General features: G+C 66.0%; 16 protein-coding genes. 3 read left to right on the forward strand and 13 right to left on the reverse strand.

Annotation, left to right across the window (positions count from 1 at the left end; genetic code table 11):
- Positions 1–12 precede the first annotated feature (12 nt).
- Entirely contained in the window at positions 13–1,287 is a 1,275-nt protein-coding gene (locus J6500_RS23160; RefSeq protein WP_225715008.1) for an NAD(P)/FAD-dependent oxidoreductase, read from the forward strand.
- Between the two features lie 157 nt (positions 1,288–1,444).
- Here the strand turns inward: J6500_RS23160 and J6500_RS23165 are convergent, their stop codons facing one another.
- Entirely contained in the window at positions 1,445–2,656 is a 1,212-nt protein-coding gene (locus J6500_RS23165) for an ABC transporter substrate-binding protein (protein ID WP_225715009.1), read from the reverse strand.
- 59 nt (positions 2,657–2,715) lie between these two features.
- Positions 2,716–3,918 carry a cytochrome P450 gene (locus J6500_RS23170; protein WP_225715010.1) on the reverse strand — a complete coding sequence of 401 codons (1,203 nt, stop codon included), beginning with the start codon at positions 3,916–3,918 and terminating at the stop codon, positions 2,716–2,718.
- Between the two features lie 82 nt (positions 3,919–4,000).
- Here J6500_RS23170 and J6500_RS23175 point away from each other — a divergent pair, with 82 nt between their 5' ends.
- On the forward strand, positions 4,001–4,525 hold the full coding sequence (locus tag J6500_RS23175; RefSeq protein WP_225715011.1) for a MarR family winged helix-turn-helix transcriptional regulator: 525 nt from the start codon (positions 4,001–4,003) through the stop codon (positions 4,523–4,525).
- Positions 4,526–4,983: 458 nt separating this feature from the next.
- Here the strand turns inward: J6500_RS23175 and J6500_RS23180 are convergent, their stop codons facing one another.
- Positions 4,984–6,912: a feruloyl-CoA synthase gene (locus tag J6500_RS23180; RefSeq protein WP_225715012.1), complete on the reverse strand. Its 1,929-nt coding sequence runs from the start codon at positions 6,910–6,912 to the stop codon at positions 4,984–4,986.
- A 341-nt stretch (positions 6,913–7,253) separates the two neighbouring features.
- Here J6500_RS23180 and atzF point away from each other — a divergent pair, with 341 nt between their 5' ends.
- Positions 7,254–9,041 (forward strand): allophanate hydrolase, encoded by a 1,788-nt coding sequence (gene atzF, locus J6500_RS23185; RefSeq protein WP_225715013.1) that lies wholly within the window; start codon positions 7,254–7,256, stop codon positions 9,039–9,041.
- Between the two features lie 161 nt (positions 9,042–9,202).
- Here the strand turns inward: atzF and J6500_RS23190 are convergent, their stop codons facing one another.
- The 10 genes from J6500_RS23190 to ugpB all read right to left on the reverse strand — a co-directional run bounded on the left by J6500_RS23190 (position 9,203) and on the right by ugpB (position 20,735).
- Positions 9,203–9,940 (reverse strand): GntR family transcriptional regulator, encoded by a 738-nt coding sequence (locus tag J6500_RS23190; RefSeq protein ID WP_225715014.1) that lies wholly within the window; start codon positions 9,938–9,940, stop codon positions 9,203–9,205.
- A gap of 15 nt (positions 9,941–9,955) precedes the next feature.
- Positions 9,956–10,348: an oxalurate catabolism protein HpxZ gene (hpxZ, locus tag J6500_RS23195; protein ID WP_225715015.1), complete on the reverse strand. Its 393-nt coding sequence runs from the start codon at positions 10,346–10,348 to the stop codon at positions 9,956–9,958.
- 2 nt (positions 10,349–10,350) lie between these two features.
- Positions 10,351–11,748 carry an AtzE family amidohydrolase gene (locus J6500_RS23200; protein WP_225715016.1) on the reverse strand — a complete coding sequence of 466 codons (1,398 nt, stop codon included), beginning with the start codon at positions 11,746–11,748 and terminating at the stop codon, positions 10,351–10,353.
- A 7-nt stretch (positions 11,749–11,755) separates the two neighbouring features.
- Entirely contained in the window at positions 11,756–11,935 is a 180-nt protein-coding gene (locus tag J6500_RS23205) for a DUF4089 domain-containing protein (RefSeq protein WP_225715017.1), read from the reverse strand.
- A 74-nt stretch (positions 11,936–12,009) separates the two neighbouring features.
- Positions 12,010–13,803: a dipeptide ABC transporter ATP-binding protein gene (locus tag J6500_RS23210; RefSeq protein WP_225715018.1), complete on the reverse strand. Its 1,794-nt coding sequence runs from the start codon at positions 13,801–13,803 to the stop codon at positions 12,010–12,012.
- Positions 13,804–14,098: 295 nt separating this feature from the next.
- Positions 14,099–14,998, reverse strand: coding sequence for an ABC transporter permease (locus J6500_RS23215; protein ID WP_225715019.1), 900 nt, complete (start codon positions 14,996–14,998; stop codon positions 14,099–14,101).
- Between the two features lie 56 nt (positions 14,999–15,054).
- Positions 15,055–16,068, reverse strand: coding sequence for an ABC transporter permease (locus J6500_RS23220; protein WP_225715020.1), 1,014 nt, complete (start codon positions 16,066–16,068; stop codon positions 15,055–15,057).
- A gap of 113 nt (positions 16,069–16,181) precedes the next feature.
- A complete protein-coding gene (locus J6500_RS23225) occupies positions 16,182–17,804 on the reverse strand; it encodes an ABC transporter substrate-binding protein (protein WP_225715021.1) in 1,623 nt (540 codons plus the stop codon).
- Between the two features lie 244 nt (positions 17,805–18,048).
- Positions 18,049–18,999, reverse strand: a complete 951-nt coding sequence (locus J6500_RS23230) for an aminoglycoside phosphotransferase family protein (protein ID WP_225715022.1) — start codon at positions 18,997–18,999, stop codon at positions 18,049–18,051.
- Between the two features lie 416 nt (positions 19,000–19,415).
- Positions 19,416–20,735 (reverse strand): sn-glycerol-3-phosphate ABC transporter substrate-binding protein UgpB, encoded by a 1,320-nt coding sequence (gene ugpB, locus J6500_RS23235; RefSeq protein ID WP_225715023.1) that lies wholly within the window; start codon positions 20,733–20,735, stop codon positions 19,416–19,418.
- Positions 20,736–20,899: the final 164 nt, after the last annotated feature.

Genomic DNA, 20,899 nt, shown 5'->3' on the forward strand with positions numbered 1-20,899 from the left:
AGGTCACCTGTCATGACGCAAGCGCCGGCCAAACCTCATCGTGTGGTGATCGTCGGCGCCGGTTTCGGCGGCCTGGAGGCCGCCTTCGGGCTGTCGGGCGCCCCGGTCGAGATCACGCTGATCGACCGCCGCAACCATCATCTGTTCCAGCCGCTGCTCTACCAGGTCGCGACCGCTTCGCTCGCCACCAGCGAGATCGCTTGGCCGATCCGTTACCTTTTGCGCGACCGGCCCGAGGTGACGACGCTGTTCGCCAATGTCGGCGGCGTCGACGCCGCCAACAAGCGCGTGCTGCTGGATGACGGCGACAGCATCGCCTACGACACGCTGATCCTCGCCACCGGCGCGCGCCACGCCTATTTCGGCCATGACGAATGGGAGCCGTTCGCGCCCGGCCTGAAGACGCTGGAGGATGCCACCACGCTGCGGCGGCGCATCCTGGTGGCGTTCGAGCGCGCCGAGCGCGAGACCGATCCACAGGTCCGCGCGGCGCTGTTGACCTTTGTCGTGGTCGGCGCCGGTCCGACCGGCGTCGAGATGGCCGGCACCATCGCCGACCTCGCCAAGGACACGCTGCCGCGCGACTTCCGCCATATCGACACGCGAATGGCGCGCGTGGTGCTGATCGAGGCGGGACCGCGCGTGCTCGCCGGTTTTCCCGACGATCTCTCGGCCTACGCGCACCGCGCGCTGGAGAGCCTCGGCGTCGAGGTGGTGCTGGGTGAAGCGGTCACCGAATGTTCGGCCGAGGGCGTGGTCTATGGCGGCAAGAAACTCGCCGCACGCACCATCGTGTGGGCCGCCGGCGTGCGAGCCTCGCGCGCCGCCGAATGGCTGAACGCGCCGGCCGACCGCGCGCAGCGGCTGCAGGTCGAGCCTGATCTGACCGTACCTGGCCATCCCGACATTTTCGCGGTCGGCGATACCGTCACCATCAAGGATGCCGACGGCAATCCGGTGCCCGGCATCGCGCCGGCCGCCAAACAGGAGGGCCGCTATGCCGCAGCCCTGATCAAGGCGCGGCTCAAGGGCGAGACGCTGCCGCCGTTCCGCTACAAGCATGCCGGCAGCCTGGCGCAGATCGGCAAGCGGCTCGCGGTAATCGACTTCGGCAAGTTCAAGCTGCGCGGCACCATCGCGTGGTGGATCTGGGGCATCGCCCACATCTACTTCCTGATCGGCCTGCGCAACCGCCTCAGCGTCGCGCTGAGCTGGCTCTGGATCCACGCCCGCAACCAGCGCGCGGCACGGCTGATCACCCAGGGCAGCAGCAAGGTGGCGCCGTGATCTTCTCCTTCTCCCCGCTTGCGGGGAGAAGGTCGGGATGAGGGGGAGTTTCCGGGAGGACGCTGAGCGGGAGTCGCGAAGGCTCCTCACCCGGATCGCATCTACGATGCGATCCGGCTTCTCCCCGCAAGCGAGGCGAGGCAAAGCGGCTATCGCATCATTTCACCAACGAGCACCCGCCGTCGGCCAGCGGACGGAACGCCTGCTCGGCCGGGATGGTCGCGATCTGCTTGTAGTAGTCGTAGGGGTATTTCGACTCCTCCGGCTTCTTCACCTCGAACAGATACATCGGATGGATGACGCGGCCGTCCTGGCGGATCGTGGTGTCGCCGAACAGTTTGTCCTTGCCCTTGAACGTCTTCATCTGCGGCACCACCATCTTGGCGTCGTCGCTGCCGGTGGCGGCCACCGCGTTGAGGTAGGCGAGCGTCGAGGCGTAGACGCCGGCCTGGTTGCCGCTCGGCATCTTGCCGTTCATGCCGGGACGCGCGGCGAAGCGTTTTGCAAACGCGCGGGTGTCCTCGTTCATGTCCCAATAAAACGCTTCGAGCAGCTGTAGGCCCTGCGCGACCTTCAGGCCCATGCCGTGGATGTCGTTCACGAACAGCAAGAACGCCACCATGGTCTGGCCGCCCTGCTGGATGCCGAACTCGGCGGCCTGCTTCACCGCGTTGATGGTGTCGCCGCCGGCATTGGCGAGGCCGATCACTTTTGCTTTCGAGTTCTGCGCCTGCAGCAGGAACGAGGCGAAGTCCGACGTGCCGAGCGGATGCTTGCTCGATCCCAAGACCTTACCACCGTGCTTCTCGATATAATTGGTGGCTTCAGCCTCGATGCCCTTGCCGAGTGCATAGTCGACCGTGACGAAGTACCAGTCGTTGCCGCCACGCTGCATCATCGCGGCCGCGGTGGTGTTTCCGGTGGCCCAGGCGTCATTGACCCATTGAATGGTGTTCGGCGAGCAGGCCTTGCCGGTGAGGTCGGAGCTTGCGGTCGACGACGCCAGGAACGTCATCCTGGTGTCGCGCAGGATGGTGTTGATGGCGAGACCGACGGCCGAGTTCGGCACGTCGACGATGGCATCGACGCCTTCGACGTCGAGCCATTTGCGCGCGATGGCCGAGCCGACGTCCGCCTTGTTCTGGTGATCGGCGTAGACGATCTCGACCTTGATGCCCTTGCCGCCGCCGGCAAAATCTTCCGCCGCCATGCGCGCGGCTTCCACCGAGCCCATGCCGTTGGTGTCCTGGAAGATGCCGGAAATATCGTTCAGCACGCCGACGCGCACCACGTCGCCGGAAATTTCAGCGCGCGCACTCCCCGCAGCGAAAGCCAATGCCAGCGCCAATCCCATTCCAAAGCCCTTCATCGTGTCCCCCTCCCTTGTGTCGTTCCTGGGCCAGTCCGTTGCCGGTAACAACTTTGTCGTCAGGCCGGCGTGATCTCGACCGGCAGGCTCGTGAGCCCGCGCAGCGTGTTGTTGAAAAGGCGCTTCGGCTCGCCAGAGATCTCGATGCTGGCGACGCGCCGCGCCAGCGCCGCCATCATCACTTCACCTTCGAGACGGGCGACGAGCTGGCCGACGCACATGTGGATGCCCGAGCCATAACCGACATGGCCCGACGTGCGGCGGGTGATGTCGTAGGTGTCGGGCTGATCCCAGCGGCGCGGGTCGCGGTTGGCGGCGGCGAGGAACATCAGCACCTTCTCGCCTTCGGGGATGGTGGTACCGCTGAGCTCGACCTCGCGGGTGGTGGTGCGGAAGAAGGTCTGGACCGGGCTTTCGAACCGCACGGCCTCCTCGAAGGCATTGCGCGCCAGCGTCGGATCGCTGCGCAGCTTCTCGAACTGGTCAGGGAACCGCGCGAGGCAATAGACCGCGGCGCCGATGCCGTTGACGGTGGTGTCGAGGCCGGCCGACAGCAGCGAGCGCACCAACAGCGGCGCCTCGGTGGCGGTGATGGCGCCGTCATCGACATGGGCGTGGATGCAGGCGCCGATGCCGCCCGGGGTGAGGTTGTCGCGCTGGCACTGCTCGGCAATATAGGCCTGGTGCGGCGCCGAGCGTTCGATCGCCTCCTTGCGCAGCTCATTCGGCGGACCGAAGGCGTTGAATACCAGGCTCGCATAGGGCAGCAGGTGCTCGCGGCCCTCCGGCTTCAGGCCCAGCGCATCCGGGAAGATCGACAGCGGATAGGCTTCCGCGAGATCCTCGATCGCGTCGAAGCGGCGCTTCTCCAGCAGCGCGTCGATACAGGCCTCCGCAGCGGCGGCAAATCGCCCGCGAAGCTGCTTCATCACGGTCGCGGACAGCACGGTGCTCAGCACCGCGCGGGTGCGGGTGTGGGCCGGCGGATCGGCTTCCAGGATCAGGCTCGGCGGCCGCCACGGCGTCTCCTTGGCGAAATCGCTGAGGCCGACGCCGCGGCTGGAGCAGAAGGTCGCGGGGTCGTTCAGGACGGCATGGACCTCGGCATAGCGCGCCACGCCATAGACGTTCCACTTGTCGAGATAGACCACCGGCCCGGCCTCGCGCAGCCGCTCATGGGTCGGGAACGGATCGGCAAAGAACTCGAGTGCGAACGGATCGACGTCGAGATGCGGGACGGACGCGCCGGTTGCTGCAGTCATCGGGACCTCCGGAGGTTTGATCTTGTCAACATGCGCCGCATGTCTATTGCTCGCGGGCAGTTTCGCAGCGATGATTTGAGAGATGAGCAGCCAGCCCCTCCCCCGAAAGCCCCGCCGGCCGAGACCGGCCGATCCCGCCGATGCCGCGGACGGCCTGCTGCTCGACCTCAACCGTTATGTGCCGGCGTTCATCACCTTCATCGGCAACAAGCTGTCGAACAGCGCCACTGCCTATTATCAGAAGAATTTCGGTGTCAACGTCACCGAGTGGCGGATCATCTCGCAGCTTGCGATCGAGCCTGGCATTCCGGCCTCCCGGATCTGCCAGGTGATCGGCTTCGACAAGGGACCGGTGAGCCGCAACCTCGCGGCGATGCAAAAGCGCGGCCTCTTGACGATCCGCACCGCGCCGGACGACGGCCGCACCCATTCGATCACGCTGACGGCGCGGGGACGCGCGGTGCACGACAAGGTCATCGTCGCGGCGCTGGAGCGCGAACGACGGCTGCTGTCCTGCCTGAAGAAGGACGAACGCGAGGTGCTGATCGACCTGCTGCGCCGGCTGCACGAGAATCTCGGCGCCGTGACCGGACAAAGCACGACCTGACGGCACAGCCGGGCCGCGCTCGGGACCCTGCGGTGCCGCGGCATTGTCTAAGCTCTCGACCGTCCGTGCTGTTCGCGCCACACCGCGCAATATTGTTTCCTCCGATAGCGCGTGGCCGTTGACCGGCCCTGCTCATTGCCGCGGAAACTCGCACAGCTTAGTTGCCTTAGCAACTAAAAACCGTGACGCGCTGCGTCACGTCCCAAAAGGGGAGTGTAAGGTGAGCACGCGGATCAGGCTCCCTCCCCCCTTGCGGGCAGGGCAATCGCATATGAAGGGCGCTGGATGAGCCGGTGCTCGCTTCGCGTCTCCCGCTTGCGCGGGGAGGCCGATCGCATGCAGATGCGATCCGGGTGGGGGCTATTTCCACAGTATGATTCGTGGAGAGACCCCCACCCCAACCCTCCCCCGCAAGCGGGAGAGGGAACCGACTGCCGATACTGGCGCCACCAGAGTTTTCATATGCGATTGCCCTCCCTCGCAAAGGGGGAGGGAACCCATCCATCGGCGCTCGTGCACGCAATCGGCTCAGCCGACGAGTCATCCTCCAGTACCGCCACCGCAGCGGCGCGGCGGGTCAGTACGGCGCGCTGGTTGATGTAGCCCTTGTCGGTGATCTCGCCGCCGTCGACCGAGGCCGGCTCGGCCAGCAGCAGCGCGCGCGTGGCGTGGCCGGAGGAATGGCCGGCCTGCGCTTTCAGCTTGGCCAGACCCTGCGCAATCGCGGCGCGGATCGCCGCGTGGCCGATCACCTCACCGGCATCCGCGGTCTCGGCGAGGCCAGCCAGTGCACGGCAGGCGGCAAGATTCGGGAACACCAGGAAGCGCACCTCGTCGCGGCCGTGGCCGGCCACGACGATGTCCTGCGCCAACGGCGCCAGCGCCGTGATGCCGGCGATGCGCAGCGTGCCGACGCTGACCCAGGTGCCAGAATTGAGTTTGAAATCCTCGGCGACGCGGCCGTCGAAGAACAGGCCAAGCTCGGGCCTCTCAGGATCGGCGAAGGTGACGGCATCACCGATCCGGTAAAAGCCGTCCGCGTCGAACGCCTGCGCCGTCAGCTCGGGTGCCTTCCAGTAGCCGGGCGTGACGTTCGGCCCGCGCACGCGGACCTCGAGCTTGTCGCCCGACGGCACCAGCTTCAGCTCGGTGCCGGGAATCGGCACACCGATATTGCCCGAGCGTTCGGCGAGGAAATGGCAATCGGTCGCGAGCGGCGAGGTCTCGGTCGAGCCCCAGGCCGAGACCATCGGCAGGCGGCTGCCGACCGCTTTCAGCGACAATTCCTCCAGCGCATCCCAGAGATTCTGCGGCAGCGCCGCGCCGGCATAGAAGGCGAACTTGGTGCCTTCGAAGAATTTGTGGCGCAACTCCTCGTCGCTGCGCAGCGCCGCGATCAGCATGTCGAAACCGCGCGGCACGTTGAAATAGACCGTCGGCACCACGCTGCGCAAATTGGCGAGCGAGGTCGCGAACAGGCCGGGCGCCGGCTTGCCGCCGTCGATATAGAGCGTGCCGCCGTTGCGCAGCACCAGGTTGAAATTGTGGTTGGCGCCGAAGGTGTGGCTCCACGGCAGCCAATCCAGGATCACGAGGTGATCCGGAATGACGAACTCGTCGCCGGATTGCTCGAGGAAGGTCCAAGTCTGCGCCCTGGCCTGCTGGCTCGAGGTCAGCATGCGCTGGGTGTTGATCACGGCCTTCGGCGTGCCTGTCGAGCCCGAGGTGAACAGGAATTTTGCGATTGTGTCCGGCGTCACCGCAGCGAACGCGCTTGCGACGTCCGGCGTCTCGGGTGTCGCGGCAACCTTAGGGAACGGCAGCGCATCCGTGTCGTCAGGATTGCCGCTGACGATGGTGGCCCGATGCAGCGGCCTGATCGCGGCCAGCGCCGCCGCGAACGGCCTGGTACCCGCCACATAGATCGCTCCGGGTTCGAGCAATCCGATCATGCCCTTCAGCTTGTCGAAATCTTTCGACATCAGCGAATAGGCCGGCGAGATCGCCGCCGAGGGCACGCCGACATGCTGGGCCGCCAGCGCGAACAGCGCGTGATCGATGCTGTTGTCGGAGAGGATGACGAGCGGCCGCTCCGCGCTCAGCCCCTGCGCCAGGATCCAGGATGCTGCCGCACGGACGATCCGCAGCGCATCGCGATAGCTGACGGTGGTCCAGGGTAGATCTGTCTTGGCGCGCTCGCCGAGGAAGATGCGGTCCGGCGCCTGCCGCGCCCACTGCTCCAGCCAGTCGCCGACGCAGCGGGCGCTCGCCTTTAAGGGCACGGTGGAGCGGACAAGGATGCTGCCGTCCGCACGGCGGTCGGCGATGATCGCGGGCGTCGCGAACAGGCTTTGCGGATCGTTACCGCGGCTGGCGGCAATCGTCATGATTTCCTCCTCGCCCGTGTCTTGCGGGACCATGCGCAACGCGCAGCACCCGGCCAGGCTCTTTGATCACAGTGTTGCGCATCCCGAATTGTTGTCGTCAACAACAATTTTGCGCGCGTGCGTTTGACGGACGGCCCCGGCCCAATAATTAGGCAGCCGCTCTTGCGCGCAAGTCAGCCCCGATTCCGAGTGTTTACTTCAAGATACTGAAATAATGGCATAATCGCCTAACAGAGGAGCGCGCACCAATTGTACACAATGGCACACTGCTTGCTTCGCTGAGGCGACGATTCCTTCGCAAGGCCGCTGCGCCTTGCCGTTCAACCGATGGGGCCGAACACGTGACTGAAACCGTCGCCGCGATCCTCGCCGCGCACCGCGCCGGCACCATGACCCCGGCCCAAACCGTGACGCGCTGCTATCAGCGCATCCGCGAGCACAATGATCCCGCCATCTTCATCAGTCTGTGCGACGAGAAGGACGCGATCGCCGAGGCCGAGCGGCTCACCGACAAGGCGCTGCCGCTCTACGGCGTGCCGGTCGCGGTGAAGGACAATATCGACGTCGCGGGCCTGCCGACCACCGCTGCCTGCCCGGCCTTCTCCTACATGCCGGCGCGCGATGCGACCGCGGTTGCAAAACTGCGTGCGGCCGGCGCCATCATCATCGGCAAGACCAATCTCGACCAGTTCGCCACCGGCCTCGTCGGCGTGCGCTCGCCCTATGGCATTCCGAAAAATCCGGTGCACGACGATCTCGTGCCGGGTGGATCGAGCTCGGGCTCGGCGGTCGCGGTTTCCGCCGGCCTCGTGCCGCTCGCGCTCGGCACCGACACCGCAGGCAGCGGCCGTGTGCCGGCGATGCTCAACAACATCGTCGGCCTGAAACCGAGCCTCGGGCTGATCTCGACCGCGGGCGTCGTGCCGGCGTGCCGCACGCTCGACTGCATCTCGGTGTTCTCGCTGACGGTCGATGACGCCGCGGCGGCGCTCGCCGTGATGGCGGGGCCTGACGATGCCGATCCGTTCTCGCGCGACCGGCCGCTGGGTGGCCTCGCAGCGTTTCCGTCAAAGCTGAGGCTCGGCGTCCCCGAGAGCGGCCAATTGAAGTTCTTCGGCGACCGCGCAGCCGAGCAAGCCTATGGCGAGGCCTGCAAGCGCTGGCAGACGCTCGGCGCCCAACTCGTCGAATTCGACCTCGAGCCGTTCTACGAAACCGCGCGGCTGCTCTATGAGGGGCCATGGGTCGCCGAGCGCTATCTCGTGATCCGCGACCTGCTGGCCTCGTCGCCCGAGGCCGTGCATCCGGTGACGCGCGAGATCACGACCGGCGGTGCGCGGCCGACCGCAGCCGATACATTCGCCGCGCTTTACCGGCTGGAAGCGTTGCGTCGTGTCTCCGAGCGGACATTTGCCCAACTCGATGCGATCGTACTGCCGACCGCGCCGACGGTCTATTCCACCGCCGACGTGCTGGCCAACCCGATCGAGCTCAACTCCCGGCTCGGCACCTACACCAATTTCGTCAACCTGCTCGACCTCTGCGGATTGGCGCTGCCGGCAGCGATGCGACCCGACGGCACGCCATTCGGCATCACGCTGCTGGCGCCCGCCGGCTGCGACGCGGCGCTGGCCAGCATCGGCCGCATCTTCCACGCCGACACCGGGCTCACCCTGGGCGCCAAATCGCTTCCGCAACCGCCGCTCGCCACCGTGCCGGCGCAGGCCCATCCCAACGAGATCACGATCGCGGTGGTCGGCGCGCATCTCTCCGGCATGGCGCTGAACCATGAATTGACGGCGCTCGAGGCGCGGCTGCTGGAAGAGACAGCGACGGCGCCCGACTACAGGCTCTACGCACTCGACACCACGCCGCCGAAGCCCGGCATGCTGCGCATCGAGGCCGGCGCGGGCGCATCGATCAAGCTCGAGCTGTGGGCGATGTCGCCGGCCGCGTTCGGCAGATTCGTCGCCGCAATCCCGCCGCCGCTGTCGATCGGAACGATCAGGCTGGTGGATGGACGGCAGGCCAAGGGGTTCATCGTCGAGCCTGCCGCGATCGGCGACGCGAAGGATATTTCGGCCTATGGCGGCTGGCGCGCGTTCATGGCGGAGCGGGCGAAAGCGTAACCGCTGCAGCGGTGTGCTGCCTCGCCCCGCTCTTGGAGAGGGCTGGGGTGAGGGCATCTCTCCGCGAGCACTACGCTTGGACAGACCTGTACCCCCTCAGCCGGATCGCATCTGTCGATGCGATCCGACCTCTCCCCGCAAGCGGGGCGAGGTAAGAGAAGCTACACCGACACCGCGTAGGTCTCGTACTCCCCGCGCACCTGCTCGATATGGGCGCGCATCGCAGCCGCAGCGCCTGTCTTGTCACCGCGCAGGATGGCGACGACGACGCGGTCGTGCTCGGCGTGGGATTTTGCGAGACGTCCGAGATTGCGGAACTGGGCACGGCGGAACGGCTGCACGCGTACCCGCGTCGCCAGCGTCATCTCCGCGATATAGGTGTTCTGCGATCCGGCATAGATCGCATTGTGGAAGCGCTCGTTGACCTCGTGGAAGCGTTCGGGATTGCCGGTGTAGCTTAGCGCCCGCAATTCCTCATGGATCGCCTCGAGCGTATGGCGCTCCGCCGGCGTCATCCGCTCGGCGGCAAGGCCGGCGCAGATCGCCTCCAGCTCGGCCATCGCCTCGAACATGCCGGTGAGGCGGTCCAGCGAGGGCCGCGCCACCACCGCGCCGCGATGCGCCCGGGCGTCGACCAGACCGCTGGCGACCAGCTGCCGCAGCGCCTCCCGCACCGGGGTGCGCGAGACGTTGAAGCGGCGGGCGATGTCGGTTTCGTCGAGCGCTGCGCCCGGCGGCAGCGTGCCGCGCACGATCTCGTCGGCGAGTTGCAGTCGCAGTTCCTCGGCGCGGGTGATCTTGTCGGCGAGCTGCGACGGACGGTCGACGCGGCGCACGGCAGGCTCCGGCTCGGCGCCGGCCGGCTGCGTGACGCGTGACGGAAAATCGTCGAGGCTCATGCCGTAAGCGCCCCTTCAAACCGCCTCGGGTTGGTCGATGACGCTGACATGGGCAGCGACGATTCTCCAGCCCTCGGGAAAGCGTATCCACGTCTGCATCTGCCGCCCGACCTTGCCCGGCGTCGACTCGCGATAGAACAACGTCGAGGCAACAGCGGTGTCACGCCCGTACGTCGTGATCACGGTGCGGTCGATCTTGCGCATCAGCCCGACCGGCGAGCGCGCGGCGCGGAACGCCATGATCTCGGCGTAGCCGTAGAGGTTCTCGCCGATGCCGTAGCGCAGCGTGCGCTTGTCGTCGCGAAACAGTTCGTCGAGCACGGCGACGTCGTTGGTGACCAGTGCCTGCTCGTAGCGCGCGAACTGCGCGGTGACCTCGGCGAGCACGTCGGGAAGATCGATGTCCATTTTCAAATTCCTCTCGGCGCCGGCGCGGCGGCGACACCCATCTTTTCCAGCGCATAGGCCACGCGCAGCGCGATATCCTCGCGCCACGGCGCGGCGATGATTTGCACGCCGATCGGCATCGGCTCCAGCGGCACCGGCACGGCGACGACGGGCAGGCCGATGTAGGAGATCGGCTGGGTGTGGATGCCGATGTTGGCGCGGACCGGCAGCTCGACGCCATCGAGCACGAAATTGACTTGTCCGAGCTTCGGCGCGGTGCCGGGGGTGGCCGGCGCCAGGATGACGTCGACCGAGTTGAACAGCTCCAGCACCTTCGCCCGGTACCAGCGGCGGAATTTCTGTGCCTTGTCGACATAGACGGCGGGGACCATCGCACCGGCGAGGAAGCGGTCGCGCACCGCCGGATCGAAATCGTTGGGGCGCTTGCGCAAGCGATCGAGATGCAGCGAGGCGCCCTCGGTGGTGGTGATGATATAGGCCGCGGCGCGAGCGCGCGCGGCTTCAGGTAATTCGACAGTCTGCGTGGCGCCGAGCGCCTTCGCCACGCGCGCGACGGCCTCCACTGCTTCAGGGAAGACATTCTTCTGAAAATAGCCGCCGGCGATCGCAATGCGCAGCCCGCCGATATCATGGGTCAGCAGAGGCAATGTCGGCTCGAATGATCGGCCGGCACAACCAGCGTCATCGGCATCCGGCCCCTGCATCGCATCATAGGCGAGCGCAAGATCGGTCACGCTGCGCGCGAGCGGGCCGAGGTGATCGAGGCTCGCCACGAACGGATAGGTCCGCGCCCGCGACAGCCGGCCGAAGGTTGGCTTCAGGCCGAAGATGCCGCAGAACGAGGCCGGCACGCGGATCGAGCCGTTGGTGTCAGAGCCGAGCGCGATCGGCACCAGCGCGCCGCCGACCGCGCTGCCGGAGCCGCCAGAGGAGCCGCCCGTCATCCGCGTCGGATCGTGCGGATTGCGCGACGGGCCATCATGCACGTTCTCGCCGGTGAAGTCGTAGGCGTATTCGCCCATGTTGAGCGCGCCGACCAGCACGGCGCCGGCCGCCTCCATCCGCTCGATCAATGTCGCGTCGCGCGGCGACGGCGGCAAGTCGCGATTGATCTTCGAACCGGCGCGGGTCGAGAGCCCCTGCACGTCGAACAGGTTCTTCACCGCGAAGGGAACGCCGGCCAGCGGACCGACCGGTTTGCCGTCGGCGATCGCCGCGTCGACGGCCTTCGCTTTGGCACGGGCGCGATCGGCGGTGACGTCGGTGAAGGAATTGAGCGTCTTGTCATGCGCGGCGATGCGCGCGAGCGCGGCCTCGGTCGCCGCAAGCGCGGTCAGCTTCCGGGTCGAGACGGCCTGCGCGATCGCGGCTGCGGACATGTGGGCGGGAGTCTCGGGCATCGCGATTTCAAGCCGTATAGATCGCGGCGGACTCGGCTTCGTCCGGCAGCGGGAAATCATCGACCAGCAGCGCCAGCCGTAGCGAGACTTCGAGATTGGCGCGCACCGCGGGACGCCAGGCGTCCTCCACCGGCAGCGCCATCGCACGCGCGACGGCGTCGATATAGTCGTCGAGATGATCGGCCATTTCGCTCCCGTTCAATACTCTTTGCGCATGATCTATTCGGAAAACCGGTTCCCACTTTTCCGGATCATGCGTCGTCAAACCGGCAACGGCGGATGCGGGATCGCCGTCAGCAGCTCCCTTGTATAGGCATCCTGCGGATTGCCCAAGACCTGTTCGGACGCGCCCTGCTCGACGATGCGACCGGCGCGCATCACGATGACGCGGTCGCAGAGCAGCCGCACCACATTGAGATCGTGCGACACGAACAGATAGCTCATGCCCATCGACTGCTTGAGATCCTGCAGCAGGTTGAGCACGACCGCCTGCACCGAGACGTCGAGCGCGGCGGTCGGCTCGTCGAGAATCACCAGCCTCGGATGCAGCGCAATCGCGCGCGCAATGCCGACGCGCGCCTTCTGGCCGCCGGAGAGCTGATGCGGAAAGCGGTCCAGTAAATTGACCGGCAGGCCGACCAGCCGCGCCAGCTCCTCGCAGCGGGCACGCAGCGCATCGCGCCCCCTGACATCGCCGAGTTGCAGGATCGGATCGGCGATCGCGCGCGCCGCGGTGAAGCGCGGGTTGAGGCTGTCGGTCGGATCCTGGAACACCATCTGGATCTGGCTGCGCTGCGGCAGCCGCGCGAACGATTGCGGGACGATGCTGCCGATGTCCTCGCCGTCGAACAGGATACGGCCCGAGGTCTGGTCGAGCAGCCGCATCACCATCATCGACGTCGTCGACTTGCCGCAGCCGGATTCGCCGACCAGCCCGACGCTCTCGCCGCGGCCGACCGAAAAGCTGATGCCGTCGACGGCGCGGAAGATCGCTTCCTCCACCGGCGGCTTGCGGCCGAACAGCTTCCGCAGCACCGAGGTCGCGCCCTGGCGCGGGTATTCCTTGATCAGGTTCTCGACGGAGAGGAGGGGCATCCCCCTCTCCCCGCTTGCGGGGAGAGGGTTGGGGTGAGGGGGACTCTCCGCGAGCACGGTGCTTGGAGAGTCCCCCTCACCCGCTCCGCTACGCGGGTCGGCCTCTCCCCGCGAGCGGGGAGAGGCAAGAGAGTCATCCTCCGGCAGCAGGTCGCGCAGCGAGACGCCGAGCCGCGGCGTCGCGCGCATCAGCTTCTTGGTGTAGGGATGCTGAGGCGCGGCGAAGATGTCGGCCGATTTGGCGGTCTCGACCACGCGGCCCTTCTCCATCACCACGACGCGGTTGCAATAGGCTGCGGCGAGGCCGAGATCGTGCGTGATCAGGATGGTCGACATCGAGCGCCGCCTGGTCAGCTCGACGATCAGATCCATCACCGCCTTCTGGGTGGTGACGTCGAGCCCGGTGGTCGGCTCGTCGGCGATCAAGAGCTGCGGATTGCAGGCCAGCGCCAGCGCGATCACGACGCGCTGGCACATGCCGCCGGACAGTTCGAACGGATAGGCGTGGTAGCGTTCGCGGGGACGCGCGATCTTGACCTGCTCCAGCGCCTCGATCGCCTTCTCGCCGCGATCGCCGACCTGCGCCTGCTGCACGTGCTGGCGCAGCACGTCCTCGATCTGATCGCCGACTTTCCGGATCGGATTGAGCGCGGCGCGCGGGTTCTGGAAGATCATCGAGACCTCGCGGCCGCGCAGGTCGCGCATCTGGCTCTCGGTCGCTGCCTTGACGTCGATGCCGGAGAACATCACCGAGCCTTCGGCGATCTTGCCGGCGCGGTCGAGGATGCGCATCACGGCATACGACGTCACCGACTTGCCGGAGCCGGACTCGCCGACGATGCCGACGGTCTCGCCCTTGCCGACGGCGATGTCGACATGCTGCACCGCCTTAACGATGCCGCGGCGGGTGGTGAATTCGACGGTGAGGTCCCTGACGTCGAGCAGCGGGTGGGCGGTCATGCGCGCCTCTCCGGCGGGCGGTCAACCAATATTGCGAAAAACAACCCCATGCAAAGGAGCGGAGCGGTATTTGGAAACCGCAATATGACAGCCATCACGTCCTCCGCTGCGGCGGCGTGCCCCTTTCTCCCCGTTCTTACCGGGAGAAGGCTGGGATAAGGGGCATCTATCAGCGGACACAACTGGCTGAGGAGTGCGCGGAAACTCCCCCTCACCCGGTCCGCTAGCGCGGCTCGGCCTCTCCCCGCGTGCAGGGAGAGGCGAACAAGTCCGCGCCGCACGAAAGATTCCCTCATCACGTCCTCCGCTGCGGGTCGACGATGTCGCGCAGGCCGTCGCCGAGCAGGTTGAAGCAGAACACCGCGATCATCAGCGCAAGGCCGGGGAACAGCGCGATCCACCATTCGCCCGACACCATGAAGCCGGCGCCCTCGGCCACCATGATGCCCCACTCCGCGGTCGGCGGCCGGACGCCGAGGCCGATGAAGGACAGGCCCGCGGCGTTGAGGATCGCGTATCCCATGGTCAGCGACATCTGCACGATCATGATCGGCATGATGTTCGGCAGGATGTGCACCAGGAGGATGCGGTACTCGCCGTTGCCGGAGAGCCGCGCCGCCTGCACGAAGCCGGCACTGCGGCGGACATTGGCTTCGGCCCGCGCGACCCGCGCATAGAGCGGAAAGTTCACGATCGCGGTCGCGATGATGATGTTCTGCACGGTGTTGCCGAGCGCCGCGACGATGCCCATCGCCAGCACGAACAGTGGGAACGCCATGATGGTGTCGGCGATGCGGCCGACGATGCGGTCGGTCCATCCGCCGAAATAGCCGGCGGCGATGCCGGCGAGGCCGCCCATCAGGAACACCAGCACGACGGAGGCGACCGCGATGAAAGTATCGAGCCTCGTCGCGTCGATGACACGGCTGAAGATGTCGCGGCCGAGCTGGTCGGTGCCGAACCAGTGCACGGCGGACGGCGGCTTCAATGCAGCGGCGGTGTCGGACGCAAGCGGATCGTAGGGCACGACGTAGGGGCCGAACAGCGCCGCAAACAGGATCATGAGCAGCAGCGCGAAGGCAAAGCCGGTGACCTTGTTCTCGCCGAGCACGTAGCGGGTCTGCTCGATGATCGCGGCGAGCCCGGACGTTCGCGCCGGGCCGACCGGTTCGACTGCCGGCGCAACTGTGCTCATGGCTCTCTCCCCCGAGCATGATCTCTTTCGGAAGACTCGCTTTTCGGCATCATGCCCTAGCCCTCCAGCCTGACGCGTGGATCGATGACGCCATAGAGAATGTCGATGATGAGATTGAGCAGCACGTACATGACTGCCATGGTGAGGACAAAACCCTGCACCGGGGCGAAGTCGGAGGCGATCAGCGCCTCGACGGCATAGGAGCCGATGCCGGGCCAGGCGAACACTTTTTCGACCAGCACGTTGGCCCCGAGCAGGAAGGAGAACACCATGCTGAGCGTGGTGACCACCGGCAGCATCGCATTGCGGAACGCGTAGGTAACGATCACCTTGCCGGGCGACAGGCCGCTGGCGCGCGCGGTGCGGACGAAGTCTGAGGCCAGCACCGCCAGCATCGAGGCGCGCGTCATGCGGGCGATCGGCGCCAGCGAGAAGACCGCAAGCGTCACCGCCGGCAGGATCAATTGGCCGAGCGCCGAGCGGAACGCCTCGACGTCGCGGGCGATCAGCGTGTCGATCAAATAGAAGCCGGTGACTGTGGGCGGCGCGCTATAGAACACGTCGAGCCGGCCGAGCGGCGCCGGCGACCAGCCGAGGCGAAAATAGAACACGTAGACCAGTACGAGCCCGGTGAAGAACACCGGCAGCGACACGCCCGCCGTCGTGGTGACGCGACAGAGATGGTCGATCCAGGAGCCCGGCCGCGTCGCCGCCAGCACGCCAAGCGGAATCGCGATCACGATCGAGACGACGAGGCCGAGCAGCGTCAGCTCGGCCGACGCCGGCAGCCGATTGCGCAGCTCGGCCGCCACCGGCTGCCCCGTGGTCAGCGACGTGCCGAGATCGCCATGGGCAAGATCATAGGTGTAGCGCACGAACTGCTCGATCAACGGCTTATCGAAGCCGAGCTTCTTCCTGATCTGGTCGATCGCCTCCTTGGTCGCCGCCGGCCCGGCGAAATACGCCGCCGGATCGCCCGGCAACGCGCGCGTCAGCAGAAAGGTGACGATCACGACCCCGATCAGCGACGGGATCGCGAACAGAAGCCGCTTGCCGATCATGGTCAGCATGAGGCGCGCTCCGCTCGCGCGAATATTGAATGGCGAATGGCGAATAGTTGCCCGTCGCAGCCGTCCATTTTTCGCTACTCCCTATTCGCTATTCGCCATTCACCATTCGCCACCTAACCCTTCGCCATCGCGCGATAATCCAGGCGGCGGTGGAACCAGTATTGGTAGCCGGTCACGTTCTTCTGCATCGCGACGTTGACGAAGGGCTGATAGAGCGGGATGCGCGGGATGTCGGCGTAGGCGAGATCGACGAAGCCTTTGACGTCGGCGTCGTAGGCCGCGGTATCGCCGGTCGCGGCGGCGATGCGCGCGCCGTCGATGAGCTTGTCCATCTCGGGCGACTTGTAGCTCATCGTGTTGAAGATCGAATTGTTGCCGTGATAGCACCAGTAGAAGAAGTACTCGGGATAATCGAGCCAGCCCGAGAACACGTTGGTGAACAGCGGCATCTCCTTCTTGGTGAGCTCCGTGCGCCAGTTGGCGCCGGGCACCTTGTTGATCGTGGCCTTGATGCCGAGCTGCGCGAGGCTCTCCTGCACCAGCACGCAGAGCGGCTCGTTGACGCCGGCGAAATTCAGGTCGAACGAGATCGTGGTCTCGAAGCCGTTGGCGTAGCCGGCCTCAGTGAGCAGCGCCTTCGCCTTCTCCATGTCGGTGACATATTTGGTCGGCTGCGGCCAGGCGACCTCGGTCGGCTTGTCCTTGGCCGCGCCGAACATCGGATTGGCGAGGCCGAACAGCACCGCATCCATGATCTTCTGGTACGGCATCGCATAAGCCATCGCCTGCCGCACCTTGGGATTGTCGAACGGCGGCCTGGTCACGTTCATGCCGATATACTGGATGCCGTTGGAGAACGGCAGCGACACCACGTTGAGCTTGCCGTTCGCCTTCATCTCCTGGAAGTCCTTGAACGGCAGCTCATAGGAGATGTCGGCATCGCCGCGCTCGAGCAGCGCGCGGCGGTTGCCGGCCTGCGGCACCATGCGCCAGATCACGCGCCGAATCTTCGGGGCCGGACCGCACGCCCAATCGTCATTGCGCTCCATCACGACTTCGGTGCCCGCCGTCCACTTCGTCACCTTGTAGGCGCCGGAGCCCGCGGTCTGCTGCTTCGTAAACTCGAGGCCCCAGGGATCCTTCTCACTGGCGTTCTTCTTCACCAGCTCGGAGTTGACGACGCAGGGCACGATGACCGCGAGATCGGGGATCGTCAGCCTGTCCTTCTTCAGGAAGTCGACACGCACCGTGTAGTCATCGACGACGACGAACTGCTCCGGCTTGGTCAGCGAGCCCGCGCTCATCTGGAAGGTCGGGAATCCGCCGACGCTGACGGCGCGGTCGAGCGACCATTTGACGTCCTTGGCGGTGACCGGCGCACCGTCGTGGAATTTGGCGTTCTTGCGCAGCTTGAAGGTGACCGACATGTCGCCGATGTTCATGTCCTCGGCGAGTTCGCCCTTGAACTTGTCGCGGTCGTAATAGGGGACGCCGCCCGGACCGCTCTTCATTTCGTGGCTGATCAGCCGGTCATAGCAATTCCACGACACCTCATAGCCGGGCACGTTGGTGCCGATGCCGTGGATGTCGAGATTGTTGGGTCCGCCTTCGGAAACGATCAGCAGCGTCTCGGATCGCGCGTCGGCCCTGGCCGGGGAGAAAATCGCGGGCGCCGTCGGCGCCAGCACGCCCGCCGCCAATCCGGATACCGATTTGAGGAAATCGCGACGCTTCATGGGGTGCTCCAAATGCCCTTAAACAAAACGGCCTTTGGAACAGGGGTTCGCAAGGTTCGTGCCAACCCTTAATGAAAGCTTATTTCCAGGTAAGTCTATGAAATATGTGAAGTAACGCAGTATCGGTATTTAGTTCGGGCGAAGCCAAATTGCATACAAAGCCCGATTACCTGCCTAATATGAGGGCACGATCTAACGATGCCCTCCTTTTTGGCTTAACCCAGAACCGGTCGGCCCGACGCGCCTAGTCAGGCCAGATCAGCTCCTGCAGCTGGACGAGGTCGCTGGCCTTATCCGGCCAATCGGAAATGCAGATGTGCCGGAGCGGATCGCTGTGCCGGTGCAGCAGCAGCAGCGCCATCAGCCGGCGCTTCAACCCGAACGTCACGTCCTCGCGCGCGATGCCGAAGCCGTCGAGCAGGCTGCGCACGCGGCGCGGATGGCCGGCGGCCATGAAGGCACTGGGGCCGAGCAGGTCGTACTCGCCCCACCCGGTCTGCATGTCGCCGAAGTCGAACAGGCCGGTGACGTGCCAGCCATCGGTCCGGCGCGCCAGCAGAAAGTTTTCCGGGATGTACTCGCCGGTCAGGATCACCGGCGGCGCATCCATCGGGATCAATTCGGCGGCGGCGCGCAAGAGATCGTCGAGGCCGGCGAGGAATTTTGCCGGCAGGCCGAGCCGCACGTGGCGGGTCCGGCACTGCGCGATCTGTCCGCGCATGAAGACATCCCAGCGCGGCTCGATCGCAAGCAGGGGGCCCACCGGCACCCGCTGCACCGCCGCGATGACGGCGCCGATCTCGCCGAGCACGCGCTCGCGCTCGGCTTCCGCGAGCGATGGCCACACCTCCGATCCGACCACGCCTTCGAGGCGGGTGATGACGAGATACGGCCAGCCGTCGCGCTCGCCCTCCGCGACGATCTCGGGGATCGGAATAGCGAGCCGCTCGCGGAGCTGGCCGAGCGTCATGCGCTCGGAGACGAATTGCGGACGCAGGAGCGGCGGGAATATCTTCAGGATCAGCTCGCCATCGAGGCCGACGACCAGGTTGGTGCCGGTCGCAAACACATGCGGCGCGGTGCAGGCGAGGCTATGCCGATCGGCGATCTCGCGCACGACCGGCAGCCAGCGCGCGGGATCGCCCCGCCAGCTGCGATAAGTGTCGTAGTCGGAGATCGGAGGAAGGATGATCATTGCGAGACGCGATCCTGTAGCCCGGATGCAGCGAAGCGCAATCCGGGATTCTGCATCACTCGAAACGGCGGCCCCGGATTTCGCTTCGCTGCATCCGGGCTACGCAGCTTTGGATGGCATCGGTTGATCCAAGTGAGGTGAGCACACCTGTCAGGCTCCCTCTCCCCTTGCGGGAGAGGGTGGGGAGAGGGGTAGCCGCGGGCGAGATGATCGACGCTGGCCGCGGCCTCGCGACATCGGTCGCATGTCGTCGATATACAGATGGAGAGAGCGCGCCGTGTGGCACCCCTCTCCCCGACCCTCCCCCGCAAGGGGGGAGGGAGCCCGTGCAACGTGCTCACCTCACGTCTCGCCCAGCGCAACGCGCGCGGTGAAGTGATGGGTATCGCTTCGCTCCACCGATGCTACAGCAACCCTCACCGGTCCGGATTGGCGCGCTCGAACTGGCGCAGCAGGCGGTTGCCGCGCTCGACGGCGTTGTCCATCGCGGCCTGCGCCGAGCGCTTGCCGGCGAACACCTGCTCGAGCTCGTCCTCGATCACGTCGCGGATCAGGACGAACGAGCCGAGCCGGATGCCCCTGGAATTGTCGGTCGGCGGCTTCAGCGTCACCTCCTCGATCGAGATCGAGGCGCCGGGATTGCGGTCATAGAAGCCCTGGGTGCGGCTGAGGTCGAACGCGGCGCGGGTGATCGGCAGATAGCCGGTGTTCTGGTGCCAGGCGGCCTGCACCTCGGGCCGCGAGAGGTAGGAAAAGAACTTTGCGACACCGGCATATTCGGCGCGCGGCCGGTCGCGCAGCACCCACAGCGTGGCGCCGCCGATGATCGAGTTTTGCGGCGCGCCCTGCACGTCGGGATCGTACGGCATCATGCCGTAGCCGACCTCGAACTTCGAATTGGCCCTGATGTCGGCGCGCGTGCCGGAGGAGCCGATGAAGATGCCGCATTCACCCTTCTGGAATCGCGGCTCGGCCGCCTGGCCGCGGCCGCTGAAGTCGAAGGCCTTGCTGCTCTGCCAGTCCGCCAGCTGCGCGATGTGGCGCACCACAATCGGATTGTTGAAGATCAGCTGCGCGTCGAGCCCGCCGAAGCCGTTGGCCTTGGTCGCCAGCGGCAGATTGTGGAACGCGGAAAAATTCTCGACATTGATCCAGGACGGCCATGACGTGGTGAGCCCGCACATCATGCCCGCCGCGCGCAGCCGCTTTGCCGCAGCGCCGACGTCGGGCCAGGTCCTGGGCGCCACGTTCGGATCGAGCCCGGCCGAGCGGAACATGTCCTTGTTGTAGTAGAGGATCGGCGTCGACGCATTGAAAGGGAACGACAGCATGTTGCCGTGGACGTCGGCGTAGTAGCCGACCACTGCCGGCAGATAGGCCGACGGCGTGAACGCCTCCGACTGATCGCGCATCAGCTCGAACACCGGATAGATCGCACCCCGCGCCGCCATCATGGTCGCGGTGGCGATCTCGTTGACCTGCACGATCGCCGGCTGGCTGCGCGAGCGGAAGGCGAAGATCGCCGCGGTGACGGTCTCGGTGTAATTGCCCTTGTAGGCGGGCACGATCCGGTAGTCGGATTGCGTGGCGTTGAAATCGGCGGCGAGCTTCTCGACCTGCTTGCCTAGCTCGCCCGACATCGCATGCCACCACATGATCTCGGTTGCAGCGTGCGCCGGCGACAGGAGCAGAACAGCCGCGGCGGCAAGCTGCAGGACTTTCAAGACAAAGTTCACGATGGGCCGATTCCCGGTGGCAACACGCCGTCATAAGGCGCAACATCAGCGGTTGCAATCGGCTGGGCCGGTTGCCTGCGATTTAACGTTTGGCTGATGGGCGAAGCAGCGGCATTCTGCTAAAAAAGCGATGAACCTTTTCTTCCCGCCCCAGACACAATCCA

The sequence above is a fragment of the Bradyrhizobium semiaridum genome, from assembly GCF_020329505.1.
In the GTDB taxonomy this organism is placed as follows: Bacteria; Pseudomonadota; Alphaproteobacteria; order Rhizobiales; family Xanthobacteraceae; genus Bradyrhizobium; species Bradyrhizobium semiaridum.

Bases quoted from the DNA above. Each gene is read 5' to 3' on its own strand.
- J6500_RS23230 (WP_225715022.1), bottom strand. From the start codon at position 18,999: ATGATCATCCTTCCTCCGATCTCCGACTACGACACTTATCGCAGCTGG.
- J6500_RS23180 (WP_225715012.1), bottom strand. From the start codon at position 6,912: ATGACGATTGCCGCCAGCCGCGGTAACGATCCGCAAAGCCTGTTCGCG.
- J6500_RS23215 (WP_225715019.1), bottom strand. From the start codon at position 14,998: ATGAGCACAGTTGCGCCGGCAGTCGAACCGGTCGGCCCGGCGCGAACG.
- hpxZ (WP_225715015.1), bottom strand. From the start codon at position 10,348: ATGGACATCGATCTTCCCGACGTGCTCGCCGAGGTCACCGCGCAGTTC.
- J6500_RS23160 (WP_225715008.1), top strand. From the start codon at position 13: ATGACGCAAGCGCCGGCCAAACCTCATCGTGTGGTGATCGTCGGCGCC.
- J6500_RS23220 (WP_225715020.1), bottom strand. From the start codon at position 16,068: ATGCTGACCATGATCGGCAAGCGGCTTCTGTTCGCGATCCCGTCGCTG.
- J6500_RS23165 (WP_225715009.1), bottom strand. From the start codon at position 2,656: ATGAAGGGCTTTGGAATGGGATTGGCGCTGGCATTGGCTTTCGCTGCG.
- J6500_RS23225 (WP_225715021.1), bottom strand. From the start codon at position 17,804: ATGAAGCGTCGCGATTTCCTCAAATCGGTATCCGGATTGGCGGCGGGC.
- J6500_RS23205 (WP_225715017.1), bottom strand. From the start codon at position 11,935: ATGGCCGATCATCTCGACGACTATATCGACGCCGTCGCGCGTGCGATG.
- J6500_RS23190 (WP_225715014.1), bottom strand. From the start codon at position 9,940: ATGAGCCTCGACGATTTTCCGTCACGCGTCACGCAGCCGGCCGGCGCC.
- J6500_RS23200 (WP_225715016.1), bottom strand. From the start codon at position 11,748: ATGCCCGAGACTCCCGCCCACATGTCCGCAGCCGCGATCGCGCAGGCC.
- J6500_RS23175 (WP_225715011.1), top strand. From the start codon at position 4,001: ATGAGCAGCCAGCCCCTCCCCCGAAAGCCCCGCCGGCCGAGACCGGCC.
- J6500_RS23210 (WP_225715018.1), bottom strand. From the start codon at position 13,803: ATGACCGCCCACCCGCTGCTCGACGTCAGGGACCTCACCGTCGAATTC.
- J6500_RS23170 (WP_225715010.1), bottom strand. From the start codon at position 3,918: ATGACTGCAGCAACCGGCGCGTCCGTCCCGCATCTCGACGTCGATCCG.